This is a genomic window from Micromonospora sp. NPDC005205 (genome assembly GCF_040608275.1).
Classification (GTDB): Bacteria; Actinomycetota; Actinomycetes; order Mycobacteriales; family Micromonosporaceae; genus Micromonospora.
In genome coordinates, this window is sequence record NZ_JBEXHV010000002.1 from 14,409 (window position 1) to 32,593 (window position 18,185).

The 18,185-nt window shown below is 71.2% G+C and carries 16 protein-coding genes; 4 read left to right on the forward strand and 12 right to left on the reverse strand.

Annotation, left to right across the window (positions count from 1 at the left end):
• Positions 1-69: 69 nt before the first annotated feature.
• From ABZU43_RS04695 to ABZU43_RS04710, 4 genes are read right to left on the reverse strand one after another with little or no spacing between them, the layout of a single operon-like run.
• Entirely contained in the window at positions 70-1,281 is a 1,212-nt protein-coding gene (locus ABZU43_RS04695) for an ABC transporter permease (RefSeq protein ID WP_355005215.1), read from the reverse strand.
• The gene (locus tag ABZU43_RS04700; protein WP_355005663.1) at positions 1,278-1,967 is read right to left on the reverse strand and encodes an ABC transporter ATP-binding protein; all 690 of its coding nucleotides are present in this window, start codon (positions 1,965-1,967) and stop codon (positions 1,278-1,280) included. Before ABZU43_RS04700 ends, ABZU43_RS04695 begins: the two co-directional genes overlap by 4 nt.
• Entirely contained in the window at positions 1,967-3,100 is a 1,134-nt protein-coding gene (locus ABZU43_RS04705) for a hypothetical protein (RefSeq protein ID WP_355005216.1), read from the reverse strand. The genes ABZU43_RS04700 and ABZU43_RS04705 overlap by 1 nt, the downstream gene beginning before the upstream one ends.
• A complete protein-coding gene (locus tag ABZU43_RS04710) occupies positions 3,087-3,701 on the reverse strand; it encodes a hypothetical protein (protein ID WP_355005217.1) in 615 nt (204 codons plus the stop codon). Before ABZU43_RS04710 ends, ABZU43_RS04705 begins: the two co-directional genes overlap by 14 nt.
• Before the next feature lie 113 nt (positions 3,702-3,814).
• Here ABZU43_RS04710 and ABZU43_RS04715 point away from each other — a divergent pair, with 113 nt between their 5' ends.
• The 3 genes from ABZU43_RS04715 to ABZU43_RS04725 all read left to right on the forward strand — a co-directional run bounded on the left by ABZU43_RS04715 (position 3,815) and on the right by ABZU43_RS04725 (position 8,114).
• Complete coding sequence (locus tag ABZU43_RS04715) at positions 3,815-4,510, forward strand: response regulator transcription factor (protein ID WP_355005218.1); 696 nt, start codon at positions 3,815-3,817, stop codon at positions 4,508-4,510.
• Positions 4,500-6,386, forward strand: a complete 1,887-nt coding sequence (locus tag ABZU43_RS04720) for a HAMP domain-containing sensor histidine kinase (RefSeq protein ID WP_355005219.1) — start codon at positions 4,500-4,502, stop codon at positions 6,384-6,386. The genes ABZU43_RS04715 and ABZU43_RS04720 overlap by 11 nt, the downstream gene beginning before the upstream one ends.
• A 132-nt stretch (positions 6,387-6,518) precedes the next feature.
• Entirely contained in the window at positions 6,519-8,114 is a 1,596-nt protein-coding gene (locus ABZU43_RS04725; protein WP_355005220.1) for an NAD(P)/FAD-dependent oxidoreductase, read from the forward strand.
• A gap of 96 nt (positions 8,115-8,210) precedes the next feature.
• On the opposite strand, the gene ABZU43_RS04730 is transcribed toward ABZU43_RS04725, so the two are convergent.
• A complete protein-coding gene (locus ABZU43_RS04730) occupies positions 8,211-9,791 on the reverse strand; it encodes a Rieske 2Fe-2S domain-containing protein (RefSeq protein ID WP_355005221.1) in 1,581 nt (526 codons plus the stop codon).
• A 198-nt stretch (positions 9,792-9,989) separates the two neighbouring features.
• Here ABZU43_RS04730 and ABZU43_RS04735 point away from each other — a divergent pair, with 198 nt between their 5' ends.
• Positions 9,990-10,211, forward strand: a complete 222-nt coding sequence (locus tag ABZU43_RS04735; RefSeq protein ID WP_036412111.1) for a DUF2631 domain-containing protein — start codon at positions 9,990-9,992, stop codon at positions 10,209-10,211.
• Positions 10,212-10,298: 87 nt separating this feature from the next.
• Here the strand turns inward: ABZU43_RS04735 and ABZU43_RS04740 are convergent, their stop codons facing one another.
• The 7 genes from ABZU43_RS04740 to rpsB all read right to left on the reverse strand — a co-directional run bounded on the left by ABZU43_RS04740 (position 10,299) and on the right by rpsB (position 18,088).
• Positions 10,299-11,465, reverse strand: a complete 1,167-nt coding sequence (locus ABZU43_RS04740) for a DivIVA domain-containing protein (protein ID WP_355005222.1) — start codon at positions 11,463-11,465, stop codon at positions 10,299-10,301.
• A gap of 31 nt (positions 11,466-11,496) precedes the next feature.
• A complete protein-coding gene (rlmN, locus tag ABZU43_RS04745; RefSeq protein WP_355005223.1) occupies positions 11,497-12,654 on the reverse strand; it encodes a 23S rRNA (adenine(2503)-C(2))-methyltransferase RlmN in 1,158 nt (385 codons plus the stop codon).
• A 104-nt stretch (positions 12,655-12,758) separates the two neighbouring features.
• A complete protein-coding gene (locus ABZU43_RS04750) occupies positions 12,759-14,180 on the reverse strand; it encodes a phosphatidate cytidylyltransferase (protein ID WP_355005224.1) in 1,422 nt (473 codons plus the stop codon).
• A 455-nt stretch (positions 14,181-14,635) separates the two neighbouring features.
• Positions 14,636-15,193 carry a ribosome recycling factor gene (frr, locus tag ABZU43_RS04755; protein WP_204943784.1) on the reverse strand — a complete coding sequence of 186 codons (558 nt, stop codon included), beginning with the start codon at positions 15,191-15,193 and terminating at the stop codon, positions 14,636-14,638.
• 83 nt (positions 15,194-15,276) lie between these two features.
• Positions 15,277-16,044, reverse strand: coding sequence for a UMP kinase (gene pyrH / locus ABZU43_RS04760; protein ID WP_030487501.1), 768 nt, complete (start codon positions 16,042-16,044; stop codon positions 15,277-15,279).
• A 161-nt stretch (positions 16,045-16,205) separates the two neighbouring features.
• A complete protein-coding gene (gene tsf, locus ABZU43_RS04765; RefSeq protein WP_091400300.1) occupies positions 16,206-17,033 on the reverse strand; it encodes a translation elongation factor Ts in 828 nt (275 codons plus the stop codon).
• 134 nt (positions 17,034-17,167) lie between these two features.
• On the reverse strand, positions 17,168-18,088 hold the full coding sequence (gene rpsB / locus ABZU43_RS04770) for a 30S ribosomal protein S2 (RefSeq protein ID WP_355005225.1): 921 nt from the start codon (positions 18,086-18,088) through the stop codon (positions 17,168-17,170).
• Between the last annotated feature and the right edge of the window lie 97 nt (positions 18,089-18,185).

Genomic DNA, 18,185 nt, shown 5'->3' on the forward strand with positions numbered 1-18,185 from the left:
GCCGCGACACGCCGCGCCGAGTGGCAATAACTTCATGATCAACCAAGGGAATCGGGCGGCGGGGGCCTGTCACGGGGTTGCCAGGGCTTCGGTGGGGGTTTGGCGGGCGGCTCGGATTGACGGGTAGACGCCGGCCACCACGCCTACCAGGAGGGCGGCGGTCACTCCGCCGAGCACAGCGGGCAGTGGGATGGTGGGCGGCCAGCCCTGGTAGCTGGCGTAGCCGACCGTGGCGAGCACCCCCAGGGCGGCCCCGGCGGCACCGCCGAGCACGCTGAGCAGCACCGACTCGGTGAGGAACTGCACCCGGATCTGGCCGCGGCTCGCGCCGAGCGCCCGGCGCAGGCCGATCTCCCGACGGCGTTCCAGCACGGAGATGACCATCGTGTTGGCCACGCCGATGCCGCCGACCAGCAGGGCCACCGCCGCCAGCCCGAGGAACAGCGCCGAGAAGCTGTCCTCGGTGGCCCGTTTCGCGGCGAGCGCGTCGGAGGGGCGGCTGACCTGGACCAGCCCGGGCAACTGCGGGTTGAGGGTGGCTGGCAGCACGGCACGGACGTCCTCCAACGCGTCCTCCCTGGCCCGCAGGTAGACGACGGTGGGGTGACCGTCGAAGCCGAGCATGGCCCTGGCGGCGTCCCACCCGACCAGCACCGAACGGTCGAGATCCGGAGATAGCGGCAACGGGTCCAGGATGCCGATCACCGTGAACCAGCGCTCGCCGATGAACACCTGGGGTGGTTGTCGCGGGTCCACAGTGGCGAAGCCGAGCCGGCTCGCCGCGACGTAGCCGAGGACGGCGGTCGGAAGCCGGGCCGACCCGTCGTCGAGGGCCCGGCCGCTGCGGACCCGGCCGTTGACGGTCCCCAACAGGTCCGGCCGGGACGCGAGCACGGTGAGCCCGGACGTGTCGTACCGGTCCAGCAGCTCGTTGCGGCGCACGGCGGTGTGGGTGTTCGCGACCGCGCTCGCCGCGTGGACCGGCCCGATCCGCGACGCCATGGCGGCGGCGTCCTCGGGCAGGAGGACGGGCGGGTTCTGATCGGGCACGGGTTCGGCCCGCAGCAGGTTGGTGCCGAGGGCGGAGAGCTGCTCCATCAGGTCGCGCTGGCTGGACGCGGGGATACCCACCACGACGACCAGCGTGGCGATGCCGATGGAGATGCCCAGGGCGGAGAGGACCGCCCGCATCCGACGGGTGGTCAGGCCGAGCAGACCGAGCCGGAGTACGTCGGCCGGGGCGAGCCGGGTCGACCGGGTGCCACCCGGGGACGCGCTCACGCCCCGCTCCCGGCGACGGTGTCGGCGACGATCCGGCCGTCGCGGATCTCCACCTGTCGAGGCGTACGGGCGGCGAGATCGCGGTCGTGGGTGATCACGGCGATGGTGGTGCCCTCCGCGTTGAGGTCGGTGAGCAGGTCAAGAACCGCCTCCCCGTTCGCCGTGTCGAGGGCGCCGGTCGGCTCGTCGGCCAGCACCAGCGCCGGCTCGTTGACGAGCGCCCGAGCTATCGCCACCCGCTGCCGCTCCCCGCCGGAGAGCTGCTGCGGCAGGTGGTTCACCCGGTGCGCCAGGCCGACCCGGGCCAACGCCTCGATCGCGGTGCGGCGACGGCGACGACGGGGCACCCCGGCGTAGAGCAGGCCGGTGGCGACGTTCTCGGCGGCATCCAGGCCGTTGGTGAGGTGGAACTGCTGGAAGACGAAACCGAGCCAGCGGCCCCGCAGCGCGGAGAGCCGCCGGTCGGACAGCGCGGTGACCTCCTGCCCGGCGACGCGTACCCGACCGCTGGTCGGCAGGTCGAGGGTGCCCATGATGTTCAGCAACGTGGACTTGCCGGACCCGGACGGCCCGACGATGGCGAGCATCTCGCCGGCGCGCACGGTCAGTGAGACGTCGTCCAGTGCGGTCACCCCGCCGGGGTACGTCCTGCTGACTCCCTCGACGTTCAGCACCGCTTCGGCGATCACGATGCCGTCACCACGTCGAGGCCCTCGATCACACCGGTGCCGCTGACCTCGACCAGGCCCCGGGCGAACATCCCGGTCTCCACTGCCACCAGCGCGCCGTCGGCCAGTTGCAGCGCATGCCCACCCTCGCGGAGCGCCACCAGCGCGCCGATCGGCACCGCGAGTACGCCCTTGTGGACGGCGGTGGTGAAGCGGACCTGGACCGTGGCCGCGTCCAGCTTGGCCACGTCCGCCGCCCGGGTCGGTGCGACGAGGACGTCCACGGTGGGCGGGCTGCCCTGCCCGGTGCCGCCGTCCGACCCCCCGCCGCGCACCGTCTGCGAGACCGAGGCGACCTTTGCCGGGATCTCGGAGCTGTCCGGCAGGGCGACGACCACGGCCGTGCCCACCGTGATGGCGCCGACGTCGGTGGCCCCGACCGGCACAGTGACAAGCTTGACCTTCTCGGTGACGGCCAGCAGCTCACCGGCGACCGGGTCACCTGGCAGCGCCTTCACCGCGCTGATTCGGGCCGGCCCGGTCAGCACCGCGACCTGCCCGACCCCGATCGTCCCGGTCGGGTCCAGACCGAGGGCCTGCTGCCACTTCTTGATCGCGCCGACGAGGCTCGTGGTGAGCAGGGCCTGACCCGTGCCGACCTTCGTGCCGTCGGTGGCCCGGGACGGCTGCGAGCCGGTGTGGTAGCCCAGCGCCTTCAGGTTGTCCGACACGATCCGTACGTCGCTGCCCACCAGACCCGGCTTGTCGAGCGTGCGGAAGAGCGGCGTCCCGCCGAACAGCACCGGCACCGGCCGGTCGTTGACCCAGTAGAGCGGCTTACCCCGGGCCACCGTGTCGCCCACCTTCGGCAGCCGGGTGACAACGCCCTCTCCGGCACCCTTCACCAACCGCTCCGGGCCGAAGCCGAGCGTGCCGTTGAGCGAGCGGCTGTCCGACAGGTCGGCCCGGGTCACTGTCGTCGTGGTGACCGGCGGCGGTGCGCTAGCGACATCACCGCCGGGGTGACGCCGCAGAGCCAGCGCACCGACGCCGGCACCGACGGCGACCACCACTGTCACCGCCGCCACCACGATCGCGGTACGCCGGGTCGTCCGCCGGCCAGGATCATCGCTCGGGTTACTTCTTGGCACCGAAGATCTCCACAGTGCATTCCCGCTCGACCTTGTCCATCCCCGGACCCTCAAGTCCGTTGGTCGGGTCGGCGACGCCGTCGTCGTAGGTCCAGCCGGAGCCGTCCGGCAGTGAGTGGATCTTCAGCCCTCGCCCGCGCAGGCACTGGACGTAGTCGTTCCACTGGCTCACGTAGTTCGGGTTCTTCTCCGGGTCCAGCTCCGGCGGCTGGAGCGGCAGCTTGTTCGCGCACGCCACGTACGCCGCCTTCGGCTCACCGCTCTGGTCCAGCGACAGGCCCGTGCCGTCCCCCACCGGCCCGGGTTGTGACCGGCCGTCGTTCAGCTTCACGCCGTTGTCGTGCAGACAGATGTTGTACGTCCCCCAGAGCCGCTCCTCCTCCTCGTCGGTCATGTCCAGGCGTAGCTGCGGTCGACCGTTGGTGGCACCACCGGCCGGGGTGGCGCTCGCCGGGGCGGACGGGTTGACGAGCGACGCGACGTCGCCGCTGGCGGTGTCCTTGTCGGCGCTGGACGCACCGCCGCCGCAGCCGGTGAGGGCGACGGCGAGCACTGCGACCGCGGCGAGCCCGGCCGCGACCCGATGGGTTGAGTTGGTCATGGCGTGCAGCTTCACGCCCGGGTGTCAGAGACCTGTAAGGAAGCGGTCGTCATCCGATAGCCCCAGCTCAGCGGCCCTGCTGGAACCGGTCCGAGCCACGTACAGTCGCTGCCGTGTGTGCGTACGTGCTGGTAGCCGAGGACGACCAGAAGCAGGCGGAGTTGGCGCGCCGGTATCTGGAACGCGAGGGGCACGAGGTGACTGTGGTGGCCGACGGGCGGGCCGCCCTGGAGCAGATCCGTCAACGGCCCCCGGCGCTGCTCGTCCTCGACGTGATGATGCCGAAGGTCGACGGCCTGGACGTGTGTCGCATCCTGCGCCGGGAGTCCGACCTTCCGGTGCTCATGCTGACCGCCAGGTCGACCGAGGACGACCTGCTGCTCGGCCTCGACCTGGGCGCCGACGACTACATGACGAAGCCGTACAGCCCTCGCGAACTGGTCGCCCGGGCCCGCAGCCTGCTGCGCCGGGGCCAACGGACGCCGGCGGACCCGGTGCTGCGGGTCGGCGCCGTGCACGTCGACCCGGTGCGCCACGAGGTACGCAGCGACGGACGCCTCGTCGACTGCACACCCGGTGAGTTCCAACTGCTCCAGGCGATGGCCGCCCAGCCCTCCCGGGCGTTCACCCGGGATCAGCTCCTGGGCTACCTGCACGGGTTCGACAGGTACATCACCAACCGGACCGTCGACGTGCACGTGATGAACCTCCGCCGGAAGATCGAGCCGAACCCGCGCAAGCCGGCCCGGTTGGTGACCGTGTACGGCATCGGATACAAGCTCGTCGAAGAGTCACCCCGTGTCGGGTGAGGTCCCGCTGCGCCGCAGCCTGCTGCTCCGACTGCTGGCGCTGGCCGTCCTCATCGCCATCGGCTCGATCGCGGCGACCGCGTGGCTGGCCGTCCGCACCACCACCGGAGCGATCCGGCAGGAGCAGGGGCAGGCGCTCGCCGACGACGCGCGCATCTACGACACGGTGCTCGCGTACGCGGCGACCCACCCGACCTGGGACGGAGTCGACGCGGCCCTTCGGCCGCTCGCCCAGGACGTCGGCCGACGGATCGCCCTGACCACCGAGACCGGTGCGCTGATCGCGGACTCGGCACCCGGCGCGGGCCCCTTGCCGACGACGTCGTCCGCGACCGTCGACGCGCTCGCCGTCGACACCGCCCTGATACCCGGCACCACACTGCCGGGCGGCGGTGACGGCGGCACCACCCTGCCGAGGGGCAGCGGTGACGGCGGCACCAGCCGCATCGACCCGCGCACCACCGGGCCGTACCTGCTCCCGCCCGAGGAGCGCGCCGCGCTGCGCGACAAGGCGGCCCGGGCGGCCCAGTGTCTGCGGCTCCGGGCGCAGATCGACGCCACCGTCGTGGACGGGCCCACCGGCCGCCCCCGCCTCGACACCCCCGGCACCGACCTCGCCGACAGTGCCGCCTGCGGTCAGTTGAGGGAAGAACTCGCGGCCCGTACGGCCACCGAGGGCAAGGCGCTCGCCCAGCTCAACGCCCTGGTGAACACCTGCCTGGCGCGGCGGCGCCTGCCCGCCGTGCAGGTGGACCTGAACTGGACCTGGACGAGGCAGCCGGCGGCCAGCGCACCCGACTCCCGCAGCGCGGCCGGCGTCGACCAGGAGCACAACCGGGCGGTCAGCGCGTGCGTCGGCACCAGTCGACGCGAACAACTCCTCCCGTACGTCGCCCCGGCCGCGACCCTCTTCGTCACCGACCCGGGCGGTCGCCCCTCGACCACCTTCGACCTCTCCCCCGCCAACCAGACCCGCATCGTCGCGGTCGCCGGACTCGTCCTGCTGGTGACGATCGGCTTCACCGTCCTCGCCGGCATCCGGCTGACCCGTCCGCTGCACGCGCTGACCGGGGCCGCCCAACGGATGCGCGACGGCGACGGCGCCGCCCGGGTCCGGGTGACCGGCCGCGACGAGATCGCCCGGCTGGCCGAGGCCTTCAACGACATGGCCGAACGGCGGGAACGGCTGGAGCAGCTACGCCGGGCCATGGTCAGCGACATCGCCCACGAGATGCGGACGCCGGTGAGCAACATCCGGGGTTGGCTCGAAGCGGTCGAGGACGGCGTCGCGGCCCCCGACCGCCGGCTGCTCTCCTCACTGCTGGAGGAGGCGACACTGCTCCAACATGTGATCACCGACCTGCAGGACCTGGCCGAGGCCGACGCCGGCGCGCTGCGGCTGCACCATGAGCAGGTCTACCTCACCGACCTGCTCGCCCAGGTGGCGGAGGCACACCGGGCCCAGGCCGACCGGCTCGGCGTCAGCATCACGGTACGCACCGAGGCCGACCCGCAGGTGGACGCCGACCCGGTCCGACTCCGCCAGGCCGTCGGCAACCTGGTGGCCAACGCGGTACGGCACACCCCGTCGGGCGGGCGCGTGGCGATCAGCGCCGGCGCGACCGACGCCGAGGTCATCATCTCGGTGACCGACACCGGCAGCGGTATCAGCGCCGAGGACCTGCCCCGGGTCTTCGACCGCTTCTGGCGGGCCGAGAAGTCGCGGAGCCGGCAGACCGGAGGCAGCGGCCTGGGTCTCGCCATCGTGCGCAAGCTCACCGAGGCCCACGGCGGCACAGTGCGCGCCACCAGCACCCCCACCCAAGGCTCCACCTTCACCCTCCACCTCCCCCACCCGGCCCGCCGGTCTGGTTGATCATGAAGTTGTTGCCACTCGGTGCGGCGTGTCGCGGCGCTAACTTCATGATCAACGGGACGGCGGGGTGGGGGTAGGCAAGAGGGCGGAAGGGGTGACCTGGGGTGGTGGGGCGGACTAGGCTGCCGCGGCATGAGCAGTGAGATTCCGGCCCGCGCCGACGTCGTGATCATCGGTGCCGGGCACAACGGGCTGGTCTCCGCAGTGCTGTTGGCCCGGGCCGGCCTGGACGTCCTCGTGCTGGAGGCAGCCGACGTGATCGGCGGCGCGACCCGCACCGAGAACCCGTTCCCGAAGGTGCCGGGGCTGCGCCACTCCACCGGGTCGTACCTGCTCGGGCTGATGCCTCCGGAGCTGCTCGCCACGCTCGACGTACGGATCCCGGTGCTACGCCGCGACCCGCACTACTTCCTCCCCACCCCGGGCCGCCTCGGCTCGCCGTACCTGCTCTTCGGCAGTGACACCGCCGCCACCCGGGCGCAGCTCGCCGAGTTCTTCTCCCCCGCCGACGTGGCCGCCGACGACGCCATGCAGGCCGAGCTGGCCGCGCTGCGGGAAGACCTCGCCCCGGCCTGGCTGGCCGAGCCGCTGAGCGTCCAGGAGACCGCCGAACGGCACGTCCGTCCGGCGCTGCGCCAGGTCTTCGTCGACCTCGTGCAGGGCTCGGTCGCCGACTACCTGGCCCGGTTCGAGTTCCGCTCGGAGCTGCTGGTCAGCATGTACGCGGTCACCGACGGCCTGTCCGGGCTCAACGCCGGCCCGGACGACCCCGGCACCGGCCACAACTTCCTCGTGCACAACATGTGCCGACTGCCCGGCTCCGGCGGCACCTGGATGATCGCCGAGGGTGGGATGGGCACCGTCTCCAGGACCTTCGCCGAAGCCGCGCGCGCCGCCGGAGCGACAATCCTGACCGGTACGCCGGTGCACGCGGTGACCATGGACGGCGGCGCGGCGAGCGGAGTGGTGCTGGCCGACGGTCGGGAGGTCGCCGCCCGGGTGGTGCTCGGCGCGTGTGACCCGTACCGGCTGATGGACCTGTTGCCCGACGGCGCGCTCCCGGCGCGGCTCGGCGAACGGATGGCGGCGGTCCGTCGGCCCGGCACCACCCTCAAGCTCAACCTGGCGCTCACCGGGCTGCCCCGGTTCTCCTGCCTGCCGGACGGCACGCCGAGCCCGTTCGGCTCGACCATCCACCTGCTGCCAGGGTCGGCGTCGCTGGTCGGCGGGGCGGAGACCTCACCGATGACCGCGCTGCGCGCCATGTGGGCGGACGTGCAGGCCGGGCTGCTGCCGGCGGAGCCCACCATCGAGTGGTACCTGCACACCACTGTCGACCCGTCGCTCTCCGACGCCGCCGGGCACCACTCGTCGGCGCTCTTCGTCCAGTCCGTCCCCTACGAGTTGGCCGGCACCACCTGGGACGCGGAGCTGCCCGGCTACGTCGACCGGCTGCTCGGGATCGTCGAGCGGTACGCCCCCGGCACCGCCGAGCTGATCGCCGACGCGGTGCCGCTGCCGCCGCCCGGCATCGAGGAGCACTTCGGCATCACCGGCGGGCACATCCACCACGTCGACAACACCGTCTCGTTCACCGACCGGATGCCCTACGCCACCGGCGTCGACGGTGTGTACGCCGGCAGCGCCGGCTGCCACCCGGCCGGCAGCGTCATCGGCGCGGCCGGCCACAACGCCGCCCGCCGCATCCTCACCGACCTCGGCCGCTGACCGAACTCCCGCGATCTTGCACTTTCGGTCGCCGCTATGGGCGGTACGCCCTGCTTCGGCGCAACAGGAAGTGCAAGATCGCGGGTGGGGCGGGGGTCAGATCACTGCTTCGCCGGCCGGAGCGGGGGTTTCCGCGTCCACCCGGTGGGCTCGCACCTTGTGCCCGACGCTGGTCAGGCAGCGGCCGCTGGGCAGGTCGAAGCGCCAGCCGTGCAACTGGCAGGTGAGCTGGTCACCGTCGACGATGCCGAAGCGGGTCAGGTCCGCCTTCAGGTGCGGGCACCGCCGCTGCACCACCCAGTCGCCCAACGTGATGTCCTCGGCGTCGGTGCTGCGCTCGTGCTCGTCGTACCAGCCCTCGGCGTACTGGAGCCGCTCCTCGGAGAGGCACTTGAAGAACGCGTAGACGAACTCGTTGTACTGGCCGATCCGGGCCGCCGAGAACCGGCAGGACAGGAAGAGCGAGTTGACCCAGTCCACCTCGTCGATGAAGAGCAGGTGCTCGATCAGCGACCGCTCGGTCCGGAACCGGTAGCGCACCTTCTCGTCCGCGTACGGCCGGACCTCCTTGCCGGGGAAGTCCACCACGATCGACTCGACACTCTCGCCGTCGTACCCCACCAGGTCGAAACGGACCGGGCCACCGACCCCCTTGGCCAGGTAGATCGACTCGTCGAGCAGCGGTTCGATCCGACGCTTCATCTCGCCGAGCACGTCCACCTCGGGGTGCCGCCAGGACGCCTTCTCCGCCTCGATGATCGGGCGCTTGCGCTCCCGCATCTCCTCCAGGTGCGCGACCTTGTTCGCGAAGAACTCCTGCACCGGCACCGGGTGGGTGGTGCTCGCGCCCTCGGTGGTGACGTCGGCGACGCTGCCCGGCAGCAGCACGATCCCGTTGGTGCCGCCGACCTTGGCGTACTCCGACAGGAAGACGGACTGGTCGGGGAAGATGTTGCCCTCGTCGCCGTGGATGTCGTTGAACTGCCACAGCGCGTCGTCGAGGAAGCACGGCGGGCCGGCGATCGGGAAGACGTGATCGGCCTTCAGATCGTCGATGTAGCGCCAGGTCCGGTCGAACTGCCGGTCACGCTTCTGCTTGCCGAACGCGGTCTTCGCCGCCTGCGGCAGCTCGTAGACCATCGGGTACCAGATCGCACCGGAGAACTGCAGCATGTGGGCGTGCACGTGGCCCAACTCGGCGAAGACACTCAGGTCGGTGGGGCGGGCGTCGTTCTGGTTGAGCAGCCGCACACCCTCGTACTCGACCCAGAGCGAGGAGTCGCCGATCGGCCCGTCGGTCGGGCTGGTCAACGCCTGAATCATGATCTTCAGGCCGCCGGGCAGCTCCACCACCTGCTCGTTGGGCGCCTTCAGGAACTTGGTGAAGCCCAGCGCCCGGAACTCGTCCTCCATCTCCGAGGTGGGGAACTCGGGGAGCAGGACCGTGGCGTCCTTCGAGATGAAGTCGCGTAGGTGCTTCGCGTCGAAGTGGTCCCGGTGCAGGTGGGAGACGTACAGGTAGTCGACCTGCCCCAGACTCTCCCAGTCCAGCAGTGAATTGTCGGGGAACGGGAACCACGACGCGAAGTAGGCCGGGTTGACCCACGGGTCGCACAGGATGCTGCCCGCGGCCGTGTCGATCCGCATGCTGGCGTGCCCGGTTCCGGTCACTCGCACCGCACAGTCCCCCTCAAACAGACAATCAGGTGTACGCCAAACGCTACCGGAGCGAGTCTGACCGCCGCCCCGCGACGCCGGTAGTGCCATCCAGCCCGGGTGGGGCAGGGCCGATGGCCAGGAAACCCCCACCCCACCGCACCGCGTACGAGGCGTGCCAGACTAACCAAAGATCCGATCGCGAGGGAAGGACCGACAGTGGCAGGAAGCGAGCCGGTAACGTCGCCAGACCAGCACAAGCCCGGGCACCGCAAGGCCGGGCAGATCGGCGCCGTGCTGTCCGCACTGGCGCTGCTGGCGATGATCTGCGGCAACCACGAGGGCAGGGTCGAGGACATCTGGCTGATCGGCCTGGCCGCGCTGCTGCTGATCATCGTGATCGGCGACATCGTGTTGCGGCGCAGCGGTCTGCGCTCCTGACCCGACCCACCGCCGGACGACCGGCCGACGTACGCCGAGGGCCCGCCCCCACCTGGGGGACGGGCCCTCGTCCGTATCGCGTCGGGGTCAGCGCCCGAAGAGAATGTCCTGCACGTCCTTCAGCGCGGCGTCGACCTCGGCCTCGAAGTAGCCACCCGGCACCAGGCCGAACCGGAGCGTGTCCAGGTCCTTCGGGTCGACCGGCATCGGGTTGCGGCGCTGCATGCCACCGAGCAGGGTGTCGAAGAACCGGTCCACCTGGTCGGGGTCGTACCCGCTGCCGAACCGGCGCACCTGGAAGCTGCGACGGATCTGGTCGACCCGGTACAGGTCGCTGCCGGGCGGACCGGCCATCGGCGGGCCACCCATCGGCGGACCGGCCACCGCAGGCGGACCGGCCATCGGCGGCGGACCGGCCATCGGCGGGCCACCCATGCCCTGCTGCGGCAGCTGAGGCGGACCGGCCGGACCACGGCGCATGTCGCGCAGCTCCCGCTCCGGCATCCGGATCTCGGCCGTCATGTCGGCGCGACCGTGCCGCCCGGCCTCGAAGCCGTCGAAGCGCGGCTCCTCCGGCGGCGGCGGATAGCCGCCGGGCGCGCGCTGGTCGTCCTGGCCGTACCCGCCTCGCTGGTCATCCGGGCCGTAACCACCGGGTGAGCGCTGGTCGTCCGGGGGGCCGTACCCGCTGGGACCGGCGGGCAGGCCGCGCTGCGGCATGCCGTGGCCACCCATCGGGCCGGGACCCATCGGGCCACCGGGACCCATCGGCGGGCCGGCCGGGCCACGTGGCGCGTCGTAACCACCGCCGCGGGGGGCGTCGTACCCACCGGCGAAGGCACCGGTCGGCTCGTCGTAGCGACCGTAGGGCGGGCCGGGCTGCGCGGGCATCGGCCGGGGCGGCATCGGCTGCGGGACCATGCCCCGGTCATCACGCATCGGCGGACCCATCCGGTCCGGTGGGCCCATCCGGTCACCCATCCGGGGGTCGCCGCCGCGTCCGGCGCTGTTGCGCTCCTCCAGCTCGGCCAGCTGCCGCTCGACCCGGTCCAGGTGCAGGTCGACCTGCCACTCGTCGTAGCCGTTGAAGCGGACCCGGAAGACGACGTCATGAACCTCCTGGGAGGCCACCGGGGCACCGACCTGTCGGCCGTCGAGCGTCGCCTCGACCCGGTCGAGGAAGGCATCCACCTCGTCGACCTTGTATCCCCGGCGGAGCGCCTTGCGCCGGAAACGCTGACCCTGACTCGCCACTATGTCTCCTGGTCTCGTTCGCCACGCCCGGTCACGCCGGTGCCTCTCCGGCGCGGTCGGTGTTGGTGTCGTTGTCTTCGGCAGCGGCAAGCTGGCCACACGCGCCGTCGATCTCGCGACCTCGGGTGTCCCGAACTGTGGTGGACACCCCGGCGTCGCGCAACCGCCGGACGAACTCCCGCTCGACCGGCTTCGGACTCGCGTCCCAGCGGCTGCCCGGCGTCGGATTGAGCGGAATGAGGTTCACGTGGGCCAACTTGCCGGCCAGCAGCCGCCCGAGCAGGTCGGCTCGCCACGGCTGGTCGTTCATGTCCTTGATCATCGCGTACTCGATCGACACGCGGCGGCCCGTCCGGGCGGCGTAGTCCCACGCTGCGTCCAGCACCTCGGCTACCTTCCAGCGCTGGTTTACCGGCACGAGTTCGTCGCGCAGATCATCATCGGGCGCGTGCAACGACAACGCAAGGGTCACTGAGAGGTCTTCGCTGGCCAGTCGGTGGATGGCCGGAACCAGGCCAACCGTGGAAACGGTGATGTGCCGCTGGGACAGGCCGAGCCCCTCCGGAGCCGGGCTGACCAGCCGACGGATCGCCGCGATCACCCGGTTGTAGTTGGCCAACGGCTCGCCCATGCCCATGAAGACGACGCGCGACAACCTCGGCGGGGAACCCGCCACCACGCCGGAGGCCGCCACCCCGGCCATGTAGACCGCCTGGTCGACGATCTCCGCCGTCGACAGGTTGCGGGTGAGCCCGGCCTGACCGGTCGCGCAGAACGGACAGGCCATGCCGCAACCCGCCTGGCTGGAGATGCAGACGGTCACCCGGTCCGGGTAGCCCATCAGCACGCTCTCCACCAGCGCACCGTCGTGCAGCCGCCAGAGCGCCTTGCGGGTCGCGCCGTCATCACAGGCCAGCTCGCGCACCGGGTTGAGCAACGTCGGCAGCAACTGGTCGGCCAGCCGCTCCCGGGTCGCCGCGGGCAGATCGGTCATCGCCTGCGGGTCGCGGACCAACCGCCCGAAGTAGTGGTTGGAGACCTGCTTGGCGCGGAAGGCCGGCTCACCCAGCCCGGTGACCAACGCCTGGCGACCGGCCAGGTCCAGGTCAGCGAGGTGCTGAGGGGGCATGGAGGCCCGGCGCGCGGCGGGGGCGACCGAGATGGCGGGGATCAAGGGCAGGCTCGTCATGGCTGGTCCAGTGTGTCACGCCGTCGGCGGTGGCTGCCGGTCCGGAGGTGTCGAACGGGCCGCGACCACCGGAGCCGGATGACCGGGACGCCGTGATTCATACCTCAGCTCACCACCGGCACGAAGACCGCCAACAGCAGGTAGGCCGTCGGCACCGCGAACAGGATCGAGTCCAGCCGGTCCATCAGACCGCCGTGGCCGGGCAGCAGGTTGCTCATGTCCTTCACGCCGAGATCCCGCTTGATCATCGACTCGGCCAGGTCGCCGAGGACCGCCGCGCAGGAGACGGCCACCCCGAACAGCGCGCCCCACCAGGGGGCCACCTCGAACATCAGCCACAGCAGCAACGCTCCACCCAGGGCCGCCGCGGTGACCGAGCCGGCGAAGCCCTCCCAGGACTTCTTCGGGCTGATCGACGGGGCCATCGGGTGTTTGCCGAAGGAGACCCCGGCCGCGTACCCACCGGTGTCGGAGAGGACCACCCCGATCAGCGTGGCCAGGATGCGCAGATGCCCATCGCCGGGGGCCGCCGCCAGCAACGCCGCGAAACCGGCGAGGAACGGCACGTAGACGGCGATCAGGGTGGCCGCTGTGAGATCCCGCTGGAAGCCGGCCGGCCCGTCACCCAACCGCCAGACCATGGTGCCCAGCACGGTGACCAGCAGCCCCAGGCTGAGCGCGTCCGGGCCGGCGTACCAGGCCAGACCCACCGTCAACACGCCGCCGGCGATCAGGGGCACCAGCGGAGGATGCGCGCCGCTGCGCCGTACCGCGCGGGCCATCTCCCAGGTGCCGATGGCGACCGCGGCGGCGATCACCGGCAGGAAGGCCAACGGATAGAAGGCCAGCGGCACCACGATCAACGCGCCGAGGCCGAGCCCGACCCCGATCGCCGCGGGCAGGTTGCGCCCCGCCCGCCCGGTGCCCAGCTGCTGGGTGGCCGGTCGGTCGAGGCTGGCCCGACGTCGCCCCTTCGACCGTCGGCCGGTCGTCGGCTCCGGCTCGACAGTCGGCTCCGGATCCGGCCCGATCTCGGCCCCGATGGGCGCCAGCTGCGTGGTCGGGTAATCGGCGTCGTCGTCATGACGGAACGGCCCGTCGGACGGTCCCGGGCCGTTGTACCGGCCGGGCTCGTCGAAAGGCGGGAGGCCGCCGCGGGAAGGGGCACCGTCCGCACCGGCGGGCGCGCGGTCGCCGTAGCGGTCACCGCGACCCCGGTCGTCGTACCGGTCGGGCTGGTTGCGGTCGTCGACGTGCCGGTCGCGATCGTCGAAACGGTCGTGCCGGTCCCCGTCGTCGAAACGGTCGTCCGGGCGGACCGGGCGGCCACGCTCGTCGTACGGGTCCGCGGGCCACGGTTCGGCGTACGGCCGGGCGTGCGGATCGGCGTACAGCTCAGGGCCGGCGGCCGGACGGCGGCTCCACTGGCCGGCCTCCAGCTCCTGCTCCGGCCAGGGCGGCGCCACCGGGCGCTCCGGCCGGTCCCAGCCGCGAGGCTCGCTGCCGTAGGGGTCGGGGTGGGACATCACGCACCGCAAAGCGGCACGAGAACCACCACATGACGCAAGACCACAAGCATCCCCTACACGTGCGATGTTCCTCCGATTGACCGCCCCGACGGTCGGTCGATCCCCGGTGTTCACCACCCGGTGGCCGGGAATCCTGCCGAGCCTACTGCACACGCCGGATCGGCACGGCGGACGAGGCACGCCCACCGACGCCACCCGGCGCCGCCGGCCCGCCGGCCAGCGACGCACACCCATCCGGTACGGCAGACAGCAGGCAATCCGCAGCCGTCGACCCGACTCGTCCGGTGCGCGATCGAGTACTGAGCGAACCCGCCCGGCGTGGTCCGCTGGTGCCGCGCGCTGGACATCGGCGAGCAGTTCGCCGAGAGCACCAGGACAGTCTGGATCCCCTGCTGACCCAGGTATGGAACGAGGCCCGTTCCCGACGTCGGGAACGGGCCTCGGAGCATGGGTCACACCTCGAGCAGCTCGGTTTCCTTGTGCTTCACCAGGTCGTCGATGTTGGCCACGTACCGCTGGGTCAGGTCGTCGAGTTCCTTCTCGGCGCGGCGGCCGTCGTCCTCGCCGGCCTCGCCGTCCTTGACGATCCGGTCCAGCTCCTCCTTGCCACGGCGGCGGACGTTGCGGATCGCCACCTTGGCCTCCTCGCCCTTGTGCCGAGCCACCTTGATCATGTCGCGGCGGCGTTCCTCGGTCATCTGCGGGAGCAGGATGCGCAGCTGGTTGCCCTCGTTGTTCGGGTTCACCCCGAGGTCCGAGTCGCGGATCGCCTTCTCCATCGCGTTGATCTGCGAGTTGTCGTACGGCTTGATGATGGCCATCCGCGGCTCGGGAACCGCGATGGACGCCATCTGCGTCAGCGGCGTAGGCGTGCCGTAGTAGTCGATGATGACCTTGGAGAACATGGCGGCGTTGGCGCGACCGGTACGGATGGCGCCGAACTCCTCCTTGGCGTGCTCAACCGCACGCTCCATCTTCTCCTCGGCCTCGAGGAGGGTGTCGTCGATCACCGGTCTCCTCGCCTCCTTCTGTGCTCGTGGTGGGCTCTGCTGAAAGTCGTCAGACCGCTGTCGTCGTCGCCGGTGGGCGGGGTTCAGGCGGTGATCAGGGTGCCGATCTTGTCGCCACCCACCGCGCGGATGATGGTGTCGTCACCCTGCGCGCCAAAGACCAGCATCGGCAGACCGTTCTCCATGCAGAGGCTGAACGCCGCCGCGTCGGCCACCCGCAGGTTGCGGCGCAGCGCCTCGGAGAAGGTGATCGAGTCGAGCTTACTGGCGGTGGGGTCGATCCGCGGGTCGGCGGTGTAGACGCCGTCCACGCCGTTCTTGCTCATCAGCACCACGTCGGCCCGGATCTCCAGCGCCCGCTGGGCGGCCACCGTGTCCGTGGAGAAGTACGGCATCCCGGCGCCGGCGCCGAAGATGACCACGCGGCCCTTCTCCAGGTGCCGGATGGCCCGCAGCGGGATGTACGGCTCGGCGACCTGGGCCATCGTGATGGCGCTCTGCACCCGGGTCTCGATGCCCTCCTTCTCCAGGAAGTCCTGGAGCGCGAGGCAGTTCATCACCGTGCCGAGCATGCCCATGTAGTCGGCGCGGGCCCGGTCCATCCCACGCTTCTGCAGCTCCGCGCCGCGGAAGAAGTTGCCTCCGCCGACCACCACGGAGACCTGCACGCCGCGGCGGACCACTGTGGCGATCTGCCGGGCGATGGCCTGGACGACGTCCGGGTCGACGCCGATCGCGCCGCCACCGAAGACCTCACCGGAGAGCTTCAGCACCACCCGGCGGGCGCGCCCCGGCGGCGGTGCCGTCGGATCGTCCAGCTCCAGCGTCCGGTCACTCACAACCTGCGTCATCCGCCCCGCCCTTCCCCACGCGCACGCCCCGTGCGGCGCGTACCGCGAACCTGCCGCTGCCGACCCTATGTGACGAGGAGGCCGCGGTGCCTGTCACGTACACCGGCGGCCTCCTCGTTGACGTCTTCTGCCCACGGGCGCGCGTGGCGCCCGGTGGCGGCTCAGGCCTGGCCGACCTCGAACCGCACGAAGCGGGTGACCTCGATGCCGGCCTCGGCCAGCAGCTGCTTCACCGACTTCTTGTTGTCGGAGACGGACGACTGCTCGATCAGGACGAAGTCCTTGAAGAAGGAGTTGACCCGACCCTCGATGATCTTCGGCAGGGCCGCCTCGGGCTTGTTCTCCTCGCGGGCGGTCTGCTCGGCGATGCGCCGCTCGGACTCGACGACCTCGGCCGGAACCTCGTCCCGGGTGAGGTACTTCGGCCGCATCGCGGCGATCTGCATCGCCACACCACGGGCGTCGGCGTCGCCGGCCTCGTCGGTCTTGCCGGTGTACGACACCAGCACGCCGACGGCCGGAGGCAGGTCCTGGGCCTTGCGGTGCAGGTAGACGGCGGTGGTGCCCTCGACCCGGGCGAACCGGTTGAGCACCAGCTTCTCGCCGATCTTGGCGGACTGCTCCTGGATCAGGTCCGCGATGACCTTGCCGTCGAGCTCGGAGGCGAGCAGCTCCTCGGCGGAGTTCACGCCGGCGCGCTCACCGTGCTCGACCAGCTGCTGGCCCAGCGCGATGAACGACTCGGTCTTGGCGACGAAGTCGGTCTCGCAGTTGAGCTCGAGCAGCGCCTTGCCGGAGTGGGCGACCAGGCCGTTCGCAGCCGTACGGCCGGCCCGCTTGCCGACGTCCTTGGCGCCCTTGACGCGCAGGATCTCGACGGCCTTGTCGAAGTCGCCCTCGGCCTCGGTCAGCGCCTTCTTGCTGTCCATCATGCCGGCGCCGGTGAGGTCGCGGAGCTTCTTGACGTCCGCGGCGGTGATTTGGGACATGGCTCTCTCTTCGATGTTGAGACGGCGTGTGGATGGTCAGAGGTGCCGGTTACCCGGATCCGGGCGGATAGTGCCCGGCGTACCGTCGCCGCCCGCCGTCCGCGAAAACGGACGGCGGGGCAGCGACGGTGCGATCACTCCGCGGTGGCGGCCGCCGGCTGCTCGGTGGCGGCCTGCGCGGGCTGCTCCGGGGTGGCGGGCTGCTCGGTGGCGGCGGCGGGCTGCTCGGTGGCGGCAGCGGCGGGCTGCTCGGCCGGGGCGGCCTCGTCGGCCTTCTTCGGCTCCAGCAGCTCGCGCTCCCACTCGGTCAGCGGCTCGTCGCTCGCGACACCCTCGGGCTTCTCGTCGTTGCCCCGGCGACGGCCGGAGCGCGCGATCAGACCATCCGCGACGGCGGCGGCGACGACCTTGGTCAGCAGCTCCGCCGAGCGGATCGCGTCGTCGTTACCCGGGATCGGGAAGTCGACCTCGTCCGGGTCACAGTTGGTGTCCAGCACCGCGATCACCGGGATGCCCAGCTTGCGGGCCTCGTCGACGGCGATGTGCTCCTTCTTGGTGTCGACGATCCACACCGCGGCGGGAAGCTTCTGCATGTCCCGCAGGCCACCGAGGGTGCGGGTCAGCTTGATCTTCTCGCGGGAGAGCTGCAGGGTCTCCTTCTTGGTGTAACCGGCGGCGGTGCCGCTGAGGTCACCCAGGCCCTCCAGCTCCTTCATCCGCTGGAGCCGCTTGTAAACGGTCTGGAAGTTGGTCAGCATGCCACCGAGCCAGCGGTGGTTGACGTACGGCTGGCCGACCCGGGTCGCCTGATCGGCAATCGCCTCCTGGGCCTGCTTCTTGGTGCCGACGAACAGGATGCTGCCGCCCTCGGCGACGGTCCCACGCACGAACTCGTACGCCTTCTCGATGTACTCGAGGGTCTGGCGCAGGTCGATGATGTAGATGCCGTTGCGCTCGGTCATGATGAAGCGCTTCATCTTCGGGTTCCAGCGCCGGGTCTGGTGCCCGAAGTGGACACCGCTCTCCAGCAGCTGACGCATGGTCACGACGGCCATGGTTGGGGTACTCCTCAAGGTCCCTGGTTGTCACGCCCGGCCGGTGGCCGGGCGTCCTGGCGCCTGGTCGCCGACCCATGGTGGACCCGATCAAGAT